The following is a 17,527-nucleotide window of genomic DNA, read 5'->3' on the forward strand; positions in this document are numbered from 1 at the left end:
CAGTTCCGTGCGATCGCAACCAGGTTCGACAAGCTCGCAGACCGCTACCGCGCGGGAGTTGTCCTGGCCTCCCTGATCCTCTGGCTCCGTGAAGCGGCCAGGTGATCATTTGTCAGACAGGCTCTAGTACTCCTCGTCGTCGTCCTCGAAGCTCCATCGCAGAGCGAACTGGGCGTCGGGCGCGATCGCGTGCAGCGTCTCCCGCCAGGACTCCTCGAGCTTGTCGGACCAGGCACCGAAGCGCGTCACGATGATGGGGAATTCGGTCCACGCGAAGACGCAGCCCGGATCCGGCTTCGTGTCCACCGACACGTCCCTGTCCAGGTCGTACTTGATGAGGAACTCGGTCAACGCCTGTGTGACACGGGCGGTCTGCTCACCGGGCTGCAGGCCGGAAACATCGAGAGAGAGGCCAACGGATATCGACATGCGGCCACGGTACGTTCCCCGTTCACGCCTCAACCGGCGCCCCCATCACCATGGTCAGCGCGTCCCTCACACGTGCCCGGCTCAGTACATGTGCCACGGAGGCACGGGCACCGCGGGCGCCTGGGCACGTCGGCCCGTCACGTATCCGCCGATCCCCAGCCCGATCCCGACCAGCAGGGCCACCAGCCCGCCGATGCCCGCCGCGACCAACCCGGCGGGCAGGGCGAGACCGTCGGTCACCCGCCCGCGCACGGTGCTGACGGCGACGCTGCCGGACTGCTCGTCGAGGAACTCGCGCGAGTCCCGCGCGTTGCCCCGGTCGTCCCCGAGCAGGAACAGCCGGCCTTGCGGGACCGTGGCCTCGTAGGGCAGCCCCATGCAGGGTTCGCCGAAGTTCACGTACGGCTCGTCGACGGGCTTCCCGTTCCGGACGAGCTGCCCGCCCTCGCGACAGCTCACGTGATCGCCGCCGACGCCGGCCACCCGCTGCAGCGTCAACCCTTGGTATCCGCGCCCGGGAACGTCGATCAGCAGGACATCGCCTCTGCGGATGTCGCCTGGGTCGACCTCCTCGACGACGAGGGTGTCGCCCTGACGGTACGTCGGGTTCATCGCATCGCTGTTGACGGTCACGCCTTCGAACTGCATCCGCGCGTACGCGAGTCCCGCGATCAGCACCAAGCCGACCGGCACCAGCACCCAGGCCGCGACCCGCAGCCCCCGGCCCGCCCTGTGCCCGTACATGACCGCCCCTTGCTGCATCGCTCGTTTCCTTCCTGCGCCGCCCGGCGTCCGGACGGACGGGGCGGCGCAGGATAAGAGATCGAGGGGTGTCGGCGCACGGGCGCGGACATCTCCGGCGAATCACCGGAGAGGTCCGTGCGCGCGTCTCGCTGGTGCTCCCCCGCGCACTTCGGGTCGGAGCTACCCGGCGTACGTCTCGTACTCGGCGATCCGGGGTGTGGCGCTGGAGCCTGTGATCTCGAAGGTGATTTTGCTGAGGGTGGTCTTGGGGACGGTGATGACGCCCGCACCGGTACCGGTGGCCAGCACGGCGCCGGTGTCGGCGTTGAGGACCCGCCAGGAGCCGATGCGTCCGGTCGCTCCGGTGGCCTCGCGGATGTTGAGCTTGGCGACGGCGGTGGGCGAGCCCCACTTGATGGAGATGGAGCCGGTGGCGCCGGCCGGCGACCAGTACGTGCTCACGTTGCCGTCACGGACGTTGCCGTAGCTGGTCCCGTCGGCCTTGCTGGTTCCGTCGGAGCCGGCGCCGATGCTGAGGTTGGTTCCGCTCGGCGGGGTCGTCGGGTCCGGGCTCGGCGGCGGGGTCGTCGGGTCCGGACTGGTCGGCGGCGTCGTCGGGTCCGGGGACGGGGTGGTCGGCGTGCAGCTGCCGTCCGAAACCTGCAGGCCCTTGCCGGCGCCCGCGGTGCGGCTGACGACATCGGGGACGCAGCTCGCGTTGTCGAGGGTGTAGGCGTACGGGATGCTGATGCTGGTGTTGGACTGCGGGTTCGGTCCGGCCGGCTTGTAGTCCGAACTCGCCGGCGACCACGTCACGTTGTCGAAGATGTTGCCGCTGACCTGCCAGTAGCCGGTCGTGGTGGTGTAGAAGGTGCCGAGGACGTCCTTGGAGTCCTCGAAGTAGTTGTTGTCCACCTTGGCCTTGCCGCCGGCCCGGGAGTTGATGCCCGAGTCGTTCACGCCCGCGTAGTGGTTGTTGTAGATGTGCGCGGTGCCGCCGCGGAGCAGGGGGACGCGGGAGTCCAGGTTCTCGTACCGGTTGTGGTGGTACGTGATGTAGCTGTTGGAGACTTCGGTCTCGCTGGACCCGATGAGGCCGCCGCGACCCGAGTTGCGCAGGATGCTGTACGACAGGGTCACGTACTGGGTGTTGTCCTTCATGTCGAACAGGCCGTCGTAGCCCTCGGATTCGCCGCCCGAGGCCTCCAGGGTCGTGTGGTCGACCCAGACGTTGCGTACGTTGGACTCCATGCCGATGGCGTCGCCGCCGTTGGAGGTGGGCGAGCCGGACTTCTTGACGTTCTTGACCGTCACGTTCTGGATGATGATGTTGCTGGACTCGCGGATGTGAATGCCCAGTTGGTCGAAGACGGCTCCGCTGCCGACCCCGACGATCGTGACGTTGCTGATCTGCTTGAGCTCGATCACGCCGTCGGCGGTGTTGCAGCTCGTGCCGGACACCTTGGCGGTGTTGGCGTGGTTGATGGTGCCTTCGACCTGGATCGTGATCGGCGTGCTGCTGCTCGCCCGACCGCACAGCGCCGCGTGGATCTGGGTCCCGGTGGTCGCCCGTACGGTCTGGCCGCCGGCGCCGCCCGTGGTGCCGCCGTTCTGGGTGGCGTATCCGGTGACTCCGCCGGTGGCCGCGGCGGATGCCTGCGGCATCACCGCCAGCGCACCGGCGGCGACGGCCGCGACCGCCGTCGTCGCCCATACCGCTCTGATGCCCCGCGTTCTTGCTCGTGCCATGTCTCTCCCCAATTCGCCGTCGAATGCCGGATGTTGCGGGTCCTGGCTGCGAGGGTCGCCGTTCGGGCACGTGAACACGCAGGAACGCACCGACGGGTCGACCGTGCCCCGCAGCAGCAGGGGAAAGCGCTTACCGTTCGGGAAGCTAAGGGCCTGTCGCGAACGCGTCAAGTGCCGTGACATAAACGCCACTCACATCCTTGAACGCCAACTCGGAAGGGTCAGGGTGAAATCGCGCCACGCAGCGGGGCACCGTGCTGTCGCGCGGTTTGCCGCACTGATCCCACTGATCCCACTGATCCCATGCGCACTCGCGCATGACGCGCTTCACGCAGCGGGCGCCGCGAACTCGCTGACCGCCCTCTCGCGGACCGTTCGCGCCAGTTTCCGCCCGCCCAGGCGACCGGGCCCAGCGGGGTGCAGCCGAAGAAGTGGCTGACGCCGGAGGGTCCGTGTCCTGCACCGGCCCAGTGATCCGACGCGACCGCGTGCAACCCTCGACGAAGTGCTCTGCTCTGGTGAGGAGTTGGCCGGCTGAGGGCTCGCGGAACCCGTTGAGGCCCCCGGGTCACGGAAGGAGCCGGGGGTGCTGGCAAGGCAGCTCGATGCCGATGTGGCGTCGGCGATACTGTGCGCGTGGAGTACGTGTCCAGAGTGCCGCGACCGCCGCTGGACGGGCTGATCGACGACCTCTACTACCTGGAGGGTGGAAAGCCGCTAGAGATTTTCTAGTCATTCATAGTCATCCCTAGTCGTGTGTCTCACTTAACTTGGTCTCGTGAGGCTTTCGGAGTGGGCCGGCCCGTCAGCAGGGCGTGAGCTACCAGACCGCCTGGCGGTGGTTGAAGGACGGGAAGATGCCCGTCCCCGTTCGCCAGGCGCCGTCCGGGACGTGGTTGGTCGACGAGGTCGCCGTCCAGCCGTCCGGGCGTGTAGTGGCGTACTGCCGAGTGTCGTCCGTTGACCAGAAAGCCGATCTTGAGCGGCAGGCCGCCCGGGTCGTGTCCGGCGCGAACGGGCTGGACCTGGCCGTCGCTGAGGTCGTCACCGAGGTGGGATCCGGGTTGAACGGGCGGCGCCGCAAGCTGCACCCGGCTGCTGTCCGACCCGCAGACGGCGGTGATCGTGGTCGAGCACCGCGACCGGCTGGCCCGGTTCGGCGTCGAGCACCTAGAGGCCGCGCTGTCGGCGTCCGGGCGGCGCCTGGTCGTCCTCGACCCCACCAAAACCACCGATGACCTGGTACGCGACATCACCGAGGTACTCACCTCCATGTGCGCCCGCCTGTACGGGCGGCGGGCAGCGAAGAACCGGGCCGCCCGCGCGGTGGCCGTAGCGACCGGCGAGGCCACCGAGTGAAGAAGTTCCAGCCACAGCCCGGGTTCGTGGTGCAGGCCTACCGCTTCGCACTGGACCCGAACGCCACCCAGGAGCATGCCCTGCGCTCGCACTGCGGCGCGGCGCGTGCCGCCTACAACTGGGCCGTCGGCTGGGTGACCGCCTCCTGGTGGCAGCGCCGCGCGGAGGAATCCTACGGCATCGGCGAGGCCGGGCTGACACAGTGGCGGCCGTGGTCGCTGCCCGCGCTACGGAAGGCGTTCAACGAGGCCAAGCACACCGATCCGAGGTTCGCCGCCTGGTGGGAGGAGAACTCCAAGGAGGCGTACTCCACCGGCCTGGCGAACGCGTCGGCCGCGTTCGGCAACTACGCGAAGTCCAAGAACGGCAAGCGTCGCGGCAAGCGGATGGGTGCGCCGCGGTTCAAGTCGAAGCGCAAGGCGCGCCTTGCCTGCCGGTTCACCACCGGCGTGATCCGCGTGGACGCTGACGGCCGTCACGTCACCCTGCCCCGGCTGGGCACGATCCGCACCCACGAGCCCACGGTGAAGCTCCTCGCCCGCGTCCGGGCCGGGACGGCCCGGATCCTGTCCGCGACCGTGCGGCACGAGCGCGGACGCTGGTTCGTCTCGTTCCAGGCCGAGGTCAAGCGCGACCTCAAACGCGTGACGCGGCCGGACGTGGCGGTCGGGATCGGCCTGGGGGTGAAGAACCTCGCGGTCATGGCCGACAGCACCGGCGAGATCCGCACTATCGCGAATCCCGGGCACTACGACCGGGCACGCAAGCAGCTGCGCCGCGCCTCCCGCGTCGTCTCCCGACGACGCGGCCCCGACCGGCGGACCGGTCAGAAGCCGTCGAAGCGGTGGGAGAAGGCCAACGCAGCCCGCAACAAAGTGCATCACCGGGTGGCCGACCTCCGCGCGGACACCCTGCATAAGCTCACCACAGCTGTGGCGGCCGAGTACGGCACGGTCGTGGTCGAAGACCTCAACGTCGCCGGGATGCTCCGCAACCGGCGTCTCGCGCGAAGGATCACCGACGCCGGGTTCGGGGAGATCCGCCGCCAGCTCACCTACAAGACCCGCCAGCGCCACGCCACCCGCACCATCTCGGCGGACCGCTGGTACCCCTCCTCAAAGACCTGTTCCAGGTGCGGCGCGGTGAAAGCCAAACTGCCGCTGCACATGAGGACCTACCAGTGCGACGCCTGCGGTCTGGTCATCGACCGGGACGACAACGCCGCACTCAACCTCGCCGCGCTCGCGGCAGCCGCAACTGGTACCGGAGTGGCCGGAGACCAGGACGCCCCAGCGGTGTCGAAGCCTCGTAGAGCCGACCAGAAGACCCGCACCACCCACCCCCGCCACAAGGCGGAGGCGGGGCGGGCAGGTGGCGCAACCCTGCCGCACCAGCGGCAGACGGAAGCGAGAGACCGTACTCAAGCCGAAGCCCTCACGCCCTGGTAACGAGACGGACCTTCCGGGCCGAAACGTCCGGAATACTGAGACCTCACTACGGTCTCGGCAACAGCTGTGGTCCAACGTCCTCAATCCGAAGGCGGCGTCGGTCTATCTCACCCTCGTGCCACAGTTCCTCACGTCCAGCCGCCCTATCGCGCCGCAGATCGCGACGCTTGCGGTCGTACATGTGGCCATCGTCGTTGTGTGGCTGCTGTTCTGGACGTCTGTGGTCGCCGCAGCGCGCACGATGATCGACACGCCTCGATTCCGGCGCGGGATGAGTCGGCTGGCGGGAGCTGTGCTGATCGGTCTCGGAGTTCGAACCGCAACGGCGAGGTAGCGCACATCTCTTGGGCAGTCCCCGGATCTCCAGTTGGGCAGTCCCCGGATCTCCAGTGGAAGGCTTCCCGGCCGAACTGTCCCAACTGAGCCCGGTGAACGGGGCCATCCAGGACGGCTCGAGTCGTCGGCGTCAGGTGTTGGCGGGCCCATAGTGCAGGATCCCGTCACGTGGCAGCAGGTATCCCATGCCGCGCTCCTTGGGCAACTCGCCTGCCAACGTTGAGGCTTCGGCGAGTCCGGAGACCATCCAGCCGACGACACCCAGGCTGAATGGCGCCTGCCTGAAGGTCTCAGTCGCAATACCGGCGAGCCAGTCGTCGATGACCGCGGACCTGAAGAACGGCCGGCCATCCCAGTACTCGATGCCGGCCTTGTCCAGTGCTCCTGTGGGGACGTAGAAGTCCAGCCAGTCGCTGCTGTCGTCGCCACCGCGTACGGCCATGCACCCGCATACCACCGACTGCCCCGTCGGCAAGCGCACCTGGCCGAGCACCTGGCCGTACTCGGTCAGCGAGGCCACCGTGCACGGCACCTCATCCTGCTCGTCGGGCTCACGGTCGCGCCGTCCGAAGCACCCCCGCACGCCTGCCGCCGACCACAGAGCACTCAGGAGACTCTGCAGCTCGGCGTCACCAGTCGAGCCGGCCTCGATGGCCAGCTCGTAGCCGTCGCCCCAGTTGGACTGGTCACGGAAGGAAGCAGGATTCGACATGTCTCGATCATGCAGCGCGAGGCAGCCCCGAGACACCTCAATATTGTTGGACTGCTGGCCCATCCTCGTCGACCTTGAACGCAGAGGCGTGCGATTCGGGACACTGGACGAGCGACATCTATGGACGAACCCGAGCGTCTGAGCGCCGTCCCTCGACCACAGTTACGGGGCAGCCTTCAGTTGATGATTTCAGCACGGTCATCGACACGAATTGCGGCCAGGCGGTCTCGCCACACCTGAAGAGCTTCGGGTGTCTGTCGCGTCCAGTCCGTGATTTCGCCAAGGATCCGGAGCGGATCCCTGCTGCGGTAGGACCGGGTGGGATTTCCGGGGAACTTCTTGTCGGTGACGTTGGGGTCGTTTTCGAAGTCGCCGGTCGGTTCGACCACATACACGCGCGGAGGCGCATCACCTGCGGCAAGTTCGGCCGCGAGTCCCGCGCCGTCGCGCAGCGCCGTGAAGTAGATGTGGTTCATGACGATCTCGGGCCGGTAGTTGGAACGGAAACCAGCGGTGAGGTGATCTCCGACCCGCAGGTCGGCCTTTGTACCGTGGAAGAAAGGCCCCTCGTCCAGCGCTGCATTCATCACCGCAGGCTATCAAGCGACGCTCAGGCGTAGCGCGCCACAGAGTCCACGACCCTGTGGCGCGCTGGTCACGTTTCATTCCCTTCGTCAGGGCAGGGTCCATTTCTGGTTGGGGCCGGTGTGGCAGGTCCACAGGTGGACCGGTGTGCTGTCGTTCCACGTACCGCCCGACGCGTCCAGGCACTTGGCCGACTGCGGGTTGCGGATCGTGCCGTCGGACTGCGGCGCCCACTTCTGCGCGCCCGAGCCGTTGCACGTCCACAGCTGGATCTTCGTGCCGTCCGCGCTGCCGCCACCCGACACATCAAGGCACTTGCCCAACGCCCGCAGGGTCTGGTCCGCAGCTACGGTCCACTGCTGCGCCGCGGACGTGTTGCAGGTGTAGATCTGGATCTGCGTTCCGTCCGCGCTCGCCGCGCCCCGGACATCCAGGCACTTGCCGTTCACCCCCTTCACCACACCCGTACGCGGCGTCGGATCAGGGGTGCCTGTCTGCTTGATGCGGATGTTGCGGAACGCGACGTCGTCTCCGCTGCCGTGGTTCTGGAGGCCGATGTGGCCTTGCTTGAGGCTGCGGGCGGGATCCGTGTTGGTGAAGTCGTTGATCTTCCGGCCGTTGAGGAAGATCTCCAGACGCTCACCGGTGACGCGGAGTTCGTAGGTGTTCCACTCCCCCGGCGGGTTCAACGCCGCGTCGCGTACCGCGAGGTCGGCCGACTTGAAGCCGTACACCGAACCCGTGGTGCGGTCCGCGGTGTCCGTCGCGTCGATCTGGATCTCGTAGCCGTTGTTCACCGCCGACCAGGGGTCGTCGGAGGCCGGGAAGCCCATGAAGACACCGGAGTTGTCGTCGCCGGCCATGCGCCAGTCGAGCTTGAGCGAGTAGTCGCCGGTGAATTCCTTCGCGTTGTACCAGAGCATGCCGAGGCCGTCGTACGAGGTGAGTGTCCCGTCGGCCAGGGTGAAGCCGCCGGGGCCCGCCTGCTTCCAGCCGGTGGTGGAGGAGCCGTTGAACAGTGAGGTGTACCCGGTCTCCGGCCGGCAGTCCGCCTCGGTCATCCCGGCCGCCCACCGAATGCCGCCAAGGAGGTGCCGGGTGAACGCCGCCTCGGTGAAGGACGCCTCGGTGTGGCCGCCTCCGGTGTAGAAGGCCCGGCCGCCCTGGTAGTCCTTGCACCAGGCGATCGGATGGTCGCCGGACATGCTGCCGCCCGAGTAGCTGGACTCGTCGAGCGAGGCCAGGACGCGGGCCGATGTCCGGGGATTGGAGCGGTAGTTGTACCACTCGTCGGTGCGCTGCCAGGTCGCCGGCAGATGGGCCATGGCGTCGTGCCCACGGTCCTCCACTTTGACCGTCGCCGACTGGATGGCCGGATGCGACTGGAACAGCGCCCCGGCAAGGCCGGCGTAGAAGGGCCAGTCGTACTCGGTGTCGGCGGCCGCGTGGATGCCGACGTATCCGCCGCCGCCCTTGATGTAGCCCTCGAACGCGGTCTGTTGCGCGCCGTCGAGGACGTCGCCCGTCGTGGAGAGGAACACGACGGCCTTGTACTGGCCGAGGTTGGCCGTGGTGAAGGCCGCGGCGTTCTCCGTGGCATCCACGGTGAAGTTGTTCGCCGCGCCGAGTGAGCGCAGCGCCGTGAGGCCCTCATCGATGGAGGAGTGCCTGAAGCCCGCCGTCTTGGAGAAGACGAGCACCTTGTACGCAGGGTCGGCGGCGCTGCGTGCCTGCTGCGCGGCGGCCGGAGCCGTGCGTTCGGCGGTCTGCGCCACGGCCTGTGGGCTCAGCAGCAGGGCCGCGCCCGCGAGGAGGCCGAGCAGTGTTCTGGGGCCTGAGCGTGTGAAGAGTCTTGTACGCATGGTGTGTTGCACCTCCGTCCCTTTACGGCAGGGTCCATTTCTGGTTGGCGCCGGTGTGGCAGGTCCACAGATGGACCACTGTGCTGTCGTTCCACGTACTGCCCGACGCATCGAGGCACTTGGCCGACTGCGGGTTGCGGAGCGTGCCGTCGGACTGCGGAGCCCACTTCTGCGCCCCGGAGGCGTTGCACGTATACAGCTGGATCTTCGTTCCGTCCGCGCTGCCACCGCCGGAGACGTCGAGGCACTTGCCCAGGGCTCGCAGGGTCTGGTCCGCAGCAACGGTCCACTGCTGCGCGGCGGAGGTATTGCAGGTGTAGATCTGGATCTGCGTCCCGTCCGCGCTCGCGCCGCCCCGCACGTCCAGGCACTTGCTGTTCACGCCCTTGACGAGGCCGGTGCGCGCGGTGGGTGTGCCGGTGGTGAAGGAGAACTCGTCCACGTCGAACAGCGAGCCAGTGGCGCCCTTGAAGACGAGGTACAGACTCGTGGATGCGGCCGGCTGGTTGCTCAGATTGGCCGTGACGTCCTGGAAGGTCTCCCAGCCGCCGGTCACCGGCACGGTCGCCGTGCCGAGCAGCGTGCCCGTGGCCGATCCCGCCCGGATCTCGATGGTGCCGCCGGCGCCGCCCGAGGACACTCGCGCCGTGAACTTGGTGGCATTGGCCAGCGCGTACGGCGTGAAGGAGATCCAGTCGCCGTTCTCGATGTAACCGACGGTCTTGCCGCCGTGCGCCGGGGTGTGGCTGACGACCTGGACGCCCGAGGACGACGAGTAGTGCTCGCCCTGGCGGTGGCTGGGCTGGACGACCTGCTGGTCGTGGGTGGTCAGCGCGGGCTGGCCGGCTGCTCCCTTGTCGGTGTACTCGGCGTCGATGACCCCGAAGATGTTGGCGTTCGGGTCGTGCTCACCGTCGGCCAGGGTCTGCAGGGTGCCCGTGCAGCCGGTGGCCGAGGTCTGCGGGTGGCCGTGGCTGTCGTGGCCGACGATGAAGTTGACCTTGACCTTCGAGCAGTCGATCATGCCGTCCTCCGGATCGGTCACCGTCACCTTGAACGGGATCGCCGCGCCAAAGTCGTAGATCGCCCCGTCCAGGGGCAGGTCGACCCGGACCGTGGGCGCCGTGTTGCCGACGGTGATCTGCACCGACGCGGTCGCCGACTTTCCGGTCGTGTCCGTCGCCTTGAGCGTGGCCGTGTACTGGCCGTTGGCGGTGTACGTGTGCGAGGGGTTGGCGGCCGTGGAGGTCGCGCCGTCGCCGAACGTCCATGCGTACGTCAGCGCGTCACCGTCGGCGTCGGACGTACCCGCGGAGGAGAACGCCACCGCGAGCGGCGCCTTGCCCGAAGTCACGTTCGCCTTGGCCTGCGCCACCGGGGCGTGGCCGCCGGTGACGTGCTCGATGCGGTACAGGGCCGAGTTGGCGTCGCCGTTGAAGTAGCCGGTGCCGTAGTCGAGGACGTACAGCGCGCCGTCAGGGCCGAAGGCCATGTCCATCACCTGGGTGCCGGTCCAGGGGAAGGCGTTGATGGACTGCACCGTTCCGTCGGCCGCCTGCTCGATCCGCTTGATCCAGCGGCGGCCGAACTCTCCGGCGAAGAAGTCCCCGTCGTAGCTCTCGGGGAACTTCACGTCCGAGGTCGAGGCGGCGTCGTAGCGGTAGACGGGCCCGCCCATCGGCGACTCGGATCCGGAACCGAACTCGGGTACCGAGCCTCCGTCGTACGGGATCCAGGCGGCCTGCGCCGGCGGCAGGTCGCTCAGGCCGGTGTTGCGCGGTGAGGTGTTCTTCGGCGCGGCGCAGTCGAACTTCGCGCCTGAGGTGCCGGTGGCGAAGTTGTAGTCCACGTAGGCGTCGTTCTTGCCGGTGCAGTACGGCCAGCCGAAGTTGCCGGCCTTGGTGACGCGCGCGAACTCCACCTGGCCGGCGGGGCCGCGGGTCGCCGACGCGGTTCCGGAGTCGGGGCCGTAGTCGCCCACGTAGACGATGCCGGTGGTCTTGTCGACGCTCATCCGGAACGGGTTGCGAAAGCCCATCGCATAGATCTCGGGCCGCGTCTTCGCGGTGCCCGGTGCGAACAGGTTGCCGGCCGGCGCGGCGTACGTACCGTCCGCGTTGACCTTGATACGCAGGATCTTGCCGCGCAGGTCGTTGGTGTTGCCGGCGCTGCGCTGGGCGTCGTAGGCGGGGTTGCGCGAGGCGCGCTCGTCGATCGGCGTGTAGCCGTCGGACGCGAACGGGTTGGTGTCGTCGCCCGTCGACAGGTAGAGGTTGCCGGCCTTGTCGAAGTCGATGTCGCCGCCGACGTGACAGCAGATGCCGCGCGAGGCGGGCACGTCGAGGATTTTCTTCTCGCTGGCCAGGTCGAGCGTGCCGTCCTGCTTGAGGACGAAGCGCGACAGCCGGTTCACGCCGTCGAACGGTGCGAAGTCCGCCGCCGATCCTTCGGCCGGGGCGTCGCCGGCCGGGGTGGTCAACTTCGGGGCGTAGTACAGGAAGACGAACCGGTTCGAGGCGAAGGCGGGGTCGATGCCGACGCCTTGCAGGCCCTCTTCGTCGTGGCTGTACACGTCGAGCTTGCCGGCCACCTTGGTGGTTCCCGCGGCGTCCGTCAGCCGCAGCGTGCCGTCGCGTGAGGTGTGCAGTACCGAGCGGTCCGGCAGTACGGCCATGGTCATGGGTTCGCCGGTTTCGGCGACTCCCTTGGCCAACGTGACCTGCTGGAACTCCTCGGCCGCCGCGGACGGCTCATCCTCTGCGGCTGCCGCGACCGGGCTCAGGGCGCCGGCGGCAAGCAGCGCCGACACGATCAGTGCCGGCAGGCGGCGTCTGCGATGTCTTGGTGCTCTCGTGGATCCAGGCATGCGTGTGCGCACGGGTGCCTCCCGTTGGGGGGTCAAGGCCTGAACAGGACGGGCAAGGGAGAGCTCGGCGCGCGCCGTCGCGCCATGGTCGGCCGGCCCACCAGAGAGTTGACCGGTCCATTTCAGGAAGTTAGCGGCGTTGGTCCGATCCCGGAAGCCCTTCAGCACGCACGCCCGCTACTTTCCCCACGACCAGGACAAAGGAAGGGATCCCATCGGCGTCCCACCCGGGCACGCGGGTCGTGGGCATGACTCTCTGCGGGGCAGTTGCGGTGTCACCGTTCGCCGTGCCGCGAGCCCGCATCTGCGCGACGCTGGAAAGTGCCGGAGCGGCCGTACGCAGTCGCAGTCCCGCAGGCCGGAGGTGCCGATGGAGCCCGTGGAGGCACTGGAGCGGATCGCCTTTCTGCTGGAACGCGGCCGCGCACCCACCTACCGGGTGCGGGCCTTTCGTACCGCGGCCGCCGTCGTCCAGGGCCTCGCCGAGGGCGAGGCCGCGAGCCGTGCCGCCGACGGATCGCTTGAGTCGCTCAAGGGGATCGGGCCCAAGACCGCCGGTGTCATCCGTGAGGCCCTGGCCGGCGACGTACCCGCTTATCTGGAGCGACTGGAGGAGGAGGCGCGCGAACCGATCACCGGGGGTGGCGCCGCACTACGGGCGCTGCTGCGTGGCGACTGTCACCTGCACTCCGACTGGTCCGACGGCGGCAGCCCCATCGAGGAAATGGGCCGGGCCGCACGGGACATCGGGCACGAGTGGGCGGTGCTCACCGACCACTCGCCGCGGCTGACCATCGCCCGCGGCCTGTCCCCGCAACGGCTGCGCGAGCAACTGGACGTCGTCGCCCGGCTCAACGAGAGCTGGGCGCCGTTTCGGCTGCTCACCGGCATCGAGTGCGACATCCTGGACGACGGCTCCCTGGACCAGGAGCCCGAACTGCTCGACCGGCTCGACGTGGTGGTCGTCTCCGTCCACTCCAAGCTGCGCATGGACGCGGCGTCGATGACACGCCGCATGATCCGCGCGGTCAGCGACCCCCGCGCCGACATCCTCGGGCACTGCACCGGCCGGCTCGTCACCGGACGTGGCCGCCCCGAGTCCGAGTTCGACGCGGACCAGGTGTTCGCCGCATGCGCGGAAGCGGGCACGGCGGTGGAGATCAACAGTCGTCCGGAACGGCTCGACCCGCCACGGCGCCTGCTGCGCAAGGCGGTCGAGGCCGGGGTGCTGTTCTCCGTCGACACCGACGCCCACGCGCCCGGTCAGCTGGACTGGCAGATCATCGGCTGCGCGCGGGCCGAGGAGTGCGGCGTGCCCGCCGAGCGTGTCGTGACCACGTGGACGGCCGACGAGCTGCTGGCCTGGACGCGCAAGAGCCGGGCCCGGTCGGCCAGTTGACCTCGGGCGGACCGGCGATCCGGCCGCGCGGGTGGTCAGGCTCCGGCGTCCAGTGCTGTCAGCACCCGGTCCGGTGTGAGGGGCAGTTCCCGCAGCCGCACGCCTGTCGCGTGATAGACCGCGTTGCCGATGGCGGCAGCCGTTCCGACGATGCCGATCTCGCCGATCCCCTTGCTCCCCATGGGATTGAGGTGCGGGTCCTCCTCGTCGATCCAGTGCGCCTCGATCACCGGTACGTCGGCATGCGCGGGCACGTGGTAGCCGGCGAGGTCGGACTCCGTGAAGTCGCCGAAGGCCGGGTCCATCGTGCTGCCCTCCGTCAACGCCATCCCCAGTCCCATGACGATCCCGCCGACGAACTGCGAGCGGGCCGTGCGGGCGTTGAGGATGCGTCCGGCGGCGTAGACCCCCAGGAGGCGGCGCACCCGGACTTCGCCGGTCACCGTATCGACGCCGACCTCGGCGAAGTGGGCGCCGAACGCGTGCCGCGCGTAGTCGCTGTCGGCGTCGGCGGTACCGGCCGTGTCGGCCCTGGCGCTGATCCCCTCCGGCGGCAACTCCTTGCCGCCGGACCTCGTCAGCCGCTCGGCAAGGCGCGCACAGGCCTCGTGCACGGCCCAGCCCCAGGACGCCGTTCCCGAGGATCCGCCGGCCAGCGGCGCGGCCGGCAGGTCGCTGCTGCCGATCTCGGTGCGCACCCGTTCCACCGGCACGCCCAGCGCGTCGGCCGCGACCTGCGCCAGCACCGTACGCGCGCCCGTACCGATGTCGGTGGCGTTGACCCGCACCACGTAACTGCCGTCCGGGAAGGCGTGGGCGACGGCCTGCGACGGTGAGGCGTTCACCGGGTAGGTGGCTGCGGCCACTCCGCTCCCCACCAGGACACTTCCGTGCACGCGGGAGCGGGGGCGCGCATCGCGCTCGGCCCAGCCGAAGCGGCGGGCGCCCTCCTCGAGGCATTCGGCGAGATGACGGCTGCTGAACGGTTTCGCGCTGTCGGGCTCGGTGTCGGTGTCGTTGCGCAGCCGCAGATGCACCGGGTCGACGCCGAGCTCGACGGCCAGTTCGTCCATCGCCGACTCCAGCGCGTACATGCCGGGCGCCTCCCCCGGCGCCCGCATCCAGGAAGGGCTCGGCACATCGAGGGGCACCACGCGGTGGGTGGTGCGCGCGTGCGGCGACGGATACATGACGCGGGTGGCGGCCGCTCCCGTCTCCACGAACTCCTTGATACGGGAGGTGTAACCGGTCACCTCGTGGATCACCGAGAGCAGCGTGGCGTCGTCCTGTGCCGCGAGCCGCAGCCGGTGCACGGTCGGCGAGCGGTGTCCGACGACAGCGGGCAACTGCCGCCGGGGCAGGGCGAGTTTCACGGGCCTGCCGGTGACGTGGGCGGCCATGGCGGCGAGCACCACATGCGGCCGGGGTGTGCCCTTGGAGCCGAAGCCGCCGCCGACGTGCTCGGAGACCACCGTGACCCGGTCCGCGGGCAGGTCGAACAGGGCGGCCAGCACGTCGCGGACGGTGGTCGCCCCCTGGCTGGAGTCGTGCACGGTCAGCTGCCCGTCCTGCCATTGCGCGGTGGCCGCGTGCGGCTCCATCGGGTGGTTGTGCAGGGGCGGCACGTGGTATTCGACGTCGACGTGTACCGGCGCGGACTCGAACGCCGCCTCCGCGTCACCGCGCACATGCTCCCCCGACGTGCCGTCCTTGTCCTCGGGGACGTACGCGTCGGGATGGTCGGTGCGCAGGGTGACGTCGTGGTCTTCCTCTGCGTAGTCGATGCGGACGGCGCCGGCGCCTTCGCGCGCCGCCTCCAGGGTGTCGGCGACGACGAGCGCGACGTACCAGCCTCGGTGCGGGACGCGCTCGTCCTGCAGCACCGCGAGGGTCGCGTCGTCCGGTTCGGCGAGGCGCGGCGCATTCAGGTGGCTGAGGACCTTGATGACGCCGGGCACGGAGAGGGCCGCCGTGTCGTCGACGGCCGTGACCTTGCCGCGCGCAATGCCGGCCGGCACGGGCCAGGCGTAGGCGCAGCCGTCGGGCCGATACTCGGCGGCGTAGCGGGCGGTCCCGGTCACCTTGTCGGGCCCCTCTCGGCGCTCGGTGGGCGCCCCGAGAGCTTTGACGGTGTCCGGCATGAGGTTCTCCCTGGAAGCGGATTCGGACGGTTCAGTTCGTCGTGGCGGAGGGGGCCGCTCAGTACGTCGTGGCGGGGGCCGCTCAGGACGTCGGAGCAGCAGGGGCCGCGGCCAGGTGGCGCAGCAGGTCGCAGGCGATGTTGCGGGCGAGCGGCACCTTGAACGCGTTGTCGCGCAGCGGCTCGGCCTCGGACAGCTCGGTGTCGATGGCTCGCAGGAACGCCTCGTCGGTCGGCTCCTGCCCCACGAGTGCCTCTTCGGCACGCAGGGCGCGCCAGGGCCGGTGCGCCAGCCCGCCGAAGGCGATCCGCACGGTGCGCACGCGAGTGTCCTCGACGCCGAGTACGACGGCGACGGACGCCAGCGCGAAGGCGTACGACGCGCGGTCGCGCACCTTGCGGTAGGCGGAGGGCAGGCCGGCGGCCGAGGACGGCAGCACCACGCCGGTGATGAGTTCGCCATGGTCGAGTTCGGTGTCCCGGTCCGGGCGGTCGCCCGGCAGCCGGTGGAACTCGGCGGCGGGCAGCGTCCGCGGACCCTGCGGCCCGCGCAGCTCGACCTGGGCGTCCAGAGCCGCGAGCGCGACCGCCATGTCGGACGGATGCGTCGCCACGCACTGCGCCGAGTGACCGAGAACGGCATGGTCCCGGCTCACGCCGTCGCGCGCGCCGCAGCCGCTGCCGGGCTCGCGCTTGTTGCAGGGCTTGCCGAGGTCCTGAAAGTAGGGACAGCGCGTGCGCTGGAGCAGGTTGCCGCCCGTGGTGGCGGCGTTGCGCAGCTGGCCCGAGGCCCCGGAGAGCAGGGCCTGGGACAGTACGGGGTAACGGCCGCGGATCAGCGGATGGGCGGCGAGGTCGCTGTTGCGCACGGTGGCGCCGAGGCGCACCGACCCGTCACTGAACTCCTCGACACCGTCCAGGTCGAGCCGGCTCACATCGATCAGGGTCTCGGGCCGTTCGACGCCCAGTTTCATCAGATCGACGAGATTGGTCCCGCCGCCCAGATAGCGGGAGGCGGCCCGGCCTGCGTGGGCGGCGGTCGCCTCCTCGACGCTATGGGCGCGCACGTAGCGGAAAGGTTTCATCAAGCATCGACCTCGTCTTGCGTGCCGTGCGTGCCGTCTGCGTCCTGACCGCTCCGATCCTGGCCGACGGGCTCTGCCCTGGTGACGTCCTCGACCGCTTCGACAATGTGCGGGTACGCGCCGCAGCGGCACAGGTTCCCACTGAGCCGCTCCCGGATCTCTTCCTTGGTCAGCCGTACGGGGGCGTCGGCGGCGGTGTCCGGGCCGGTCACGTGCGAGGGATGGCCCGCCTCGGCCTCCGCCAGCGCACCGACGGCGGAACACAGCTGTCCCGGGGTGCAGTAACCGCACTGGAAGGCGTCCCGCTCGATGAAGGCACGCTGCAGAGGGTGCAAGCCCTCGCCATCTGCATCCCGCAGCCCTTCGACGGTGGTGATGGCGCACCCCTCGAGGGAGACGGCCAGCACCAGGCAGCTGTTGACGCGGCGACCGTCGACGAGGACGGTGCAGGCCCCGCACTGGCCGTGATCGCAGCCCTTCTTGGCGCCCGTCAGGTCCATCTGCTCGCGCAACACGTCCAGCAGGGTCGAGCGGTGATCGACGACGGGACTGTGTCCCGAGCCGTTCACCGTCATGGGCACTTCCGAATGGAACACATCGGTTCCCATGGTGCGCTGCTCCCTCATCCCTGACGTGGTCTGTGCGGTCCTCCTGTAACCAGCCTGAGCCAGCACACACATTCCGGCATGCCGGAATGCGGGCAGGGAGCAGTAGCGGAAGGCCCTGCGACAACCGAGAGGGCGCCAAGGTTGTACGGCTCGCCGCTTCGGAATGCTTTCAACATTTTGTTGATGCTCACTTGTGATGACCCGC

At 69.2% G+C, this 17,527-nt stretch carries 13 protein-coding genes and 2 pseudogenes; 5 read left to right on the plus strand and 10 right to left on the minus strand.

The window, feature by feature from the left end; translation table 11 throughout:
- Positions 1–127, plus strand: a pseudogene (locus G6045_RS40840) (IS5/IS1182 family transposase); the annotation flags it as partial.
- Here the strand turns inward: G6045_RS40840 and G6045_RS08420 are convergent.
- The 3 genes from G6045_RS08420 to G6045_RS08430 all read right to left on the minus strand — a co-directional run bounded on the left by G6045_RS08420 (position 124) and on the right by G6045_RS08430 (position 2,922).
- Positions 124–429, minus strand: coding sequence for a hypothetical protein (locus G6045_RS08420; protein ID WP_165331219.1), 306 nt, complete (start codon positions 427–429; stop codon positions 124–126). The pseudogene G6045_RS40840 and the gene G6045_RS08420 sit on opposite strands and share 4 nt — an antisense overlap.
- A gap of 81 nt (positions 430–510) precedes the next feature.
- Positions 511–1,173 carry a signal peptidase I gene (gene lepB / locus G6045_RS08425; RefSeq protein WP_165331220.1) on the minus strand — a complete coding sequence of 221 codons (663 nt, stop codon included), beginning with the start codon at positions 1,171–1,173 and terminating at the stop codon, positions 511–513.
- 180 nt (positions 1,174–1,353) lie between these two features.
- Positions 1,354–2,922, minus strand: a complete 1,569-nt coding sequence (locus G6045_RS08430) for a pectate lyase family protein (protein ID WP_165331221.1) — start codon at positions 2,920–2,922, stop codon at positions 1,354–1,356.
- 815 nt (positions 2,923–3,737) lie between these two features.
- Here G6045_RS08430 and G6045_RS08435 point away from each other — a divergent pair.
- From G6045_RS08435 to G6045_RS08445, 3 genes and pseudogenes are all read left to right on the plus strand, one after another.
- A pseudogene (locus tag G6045_RS08435) lies at positions 3,738–4,281 on the plus strand (IS607 family transposase).
- Positions 4,278–5,729 carry an IS607 family element RNA-guided endonuclease TnpB gene (gene tnpB, locus G6045_RS08440; RefSeq protein WP_165331222.1) on the plus strand — a complete coding sequence of 484 codons (1,452 nt, stop codon included), beginning with the start codon at positions 4,278–4,280 and terminating at the stop codon, positions 5,727–5,729. The pseudogene G6045_RS08435 and the gene tnpB overlap by 4 nt, the downstream one beginning before the upstream one ends.
- Positions 5,653–6,063 (plus strand): LysE family translocator, encoded by a 411-nt coding sequence (locus G6045_RS08445; protein ID WP_328707703.1) that lies wholly within the window; start codon positions 5,653–5,655, stop codon positions 6,061–6,063. The genes tnpB and G6045_RS08445 overlap by 77 nt, the downstream gene beginning before the upstream one ends.
- A 132-nt stretch (positions 6,064–6,195) precedes the next feature.
- Here G6045_RS08445 and G6045_RS08450 read toward each other — a convergent pair whose 3' ends face one another.
- The 4 genes from G6045_RS08450 to G6045_RS08465 all read right to left on the minus strand — a co-directional run bounded on the left by G6045_RS08450 (position 6,196) and on the right by G6045_RS08465 (position 12,090).
- Positions 6,196–6,777 (minus strand): hypothetical protein, encoded by a 582-nt coding sequence (locus G6045_RS08450; protein WP_206343446.1) that lies wholly within the window; start codon positions 6,775–6,777, stop codon positions 6,196–6,198.
- 176 nt (positions 6,778–6,953) lie between these two features.
- The gene (arr, locus tag G6045_RS08455) at positions 6,954–7,364 is read right to left on the minus strand and encodes an NAD(+)--rifampin ADP-ribosyltransferase (RefSeq protein WP_165331223.1); all 411 of its coding nucleotides are present in this window, start codon (positions 7,362–7,364) and stop codon (positions 6,954–6,956) included.
- 87 nt (positions 7,365–7,451) lie between these two features.
- Positions 7,452–9,224: a ThuA domain-containing protein gene (locus G6045_RS08460; protein ID WP_165331224.1), complete on the minus strand. Its 1,773-nt coding sequence runs from the start codon at positions 9,222–9,224 to the stop codon at positions 7,452–7,454.
- Between the two features lie 22 nt (positions 9,225–9,246).
- Positions 9,247–12,090, minus strand: coding sequence for a PQQ-dependent sugar dehydrogenase (locus G6045_RS08465; protein ID WP_165331265.1), 2,844 nt, complete (start codon positions 12,088–12,090; stop codon positions 9,247–9,249).
- A 370-nt stretch (positions 12,091–12,460) separates the two neighbouring features.
- On the opposite strand from G6045_RS08465, the gene G6045_RS08470 reads away from it, so the two are divergent.
- Positions 12,461–13,489: a PHP domain-containing protein gene (locus tag G6045_RS08470; protein WP_165331225.1), complete on the plus strand. Its 1,029-nt coding sequence runs from the start codon at positions 12,461–12,463 to the stop codon at positions 13,487–13,489.
- 35 nt (positions 13,490–13,524) lie between these two features.
- Here G6045_RS08470 and G6045_RS08475 read toward each other — a convergent pair whose 3' ends face one another.
- From G6045_RS08475 to G6045_RS08485, 3 genes are all read right to left on the minus strand, one after another.
- Positions 13,525–15,630 (minus strand): xanthine dehydrogenase family protein molybdopterin-binding subunit, encoded by a 2,106-nt coding sequence (locus G6045_RS08475; RefSeq protein ID WP_165331226.1) that lies wholly within the window; start codon positions 15,628–15,630, stop codon positions 13,525–13,527.
- An 82-nt stretch (positions 15,631–15,712) separates the two neighbouring features.
- Positions 15,713–16,714, minus strand: coding sequence for an FAD binding domain-containing protein (locus G6045_RS08480; protein WP_165331227.1), 1,002 nt, complete (start codon positions 16,712–16,714; stop codon positions 15,713–15,715).
- Entirely contained in the window at positions 16,714–17,322 is a 609-nt protein-coding gene (locus G6045_RS08485; protein WP_165331228.1) for a 2Fe-2S iron-sulfur cluster-binding protein, read from the minus strand. Before G6045_RS08485 ends, G6045_RS08480 begins: the two co-directional genes overlap by 1 nt.
- Between the last annotated feature and the right edge of the window lie 205 nt (positions 17,323–17,527).

The organism is Streptomyces mesophilus (assembly GCF_011044995.1).
GTDB lineage: Bacteria > Actinomycetota > Actinomycetes > Streptomycetales > Streptomycetaceae > Streptomyces > Streptomyces mesophilus.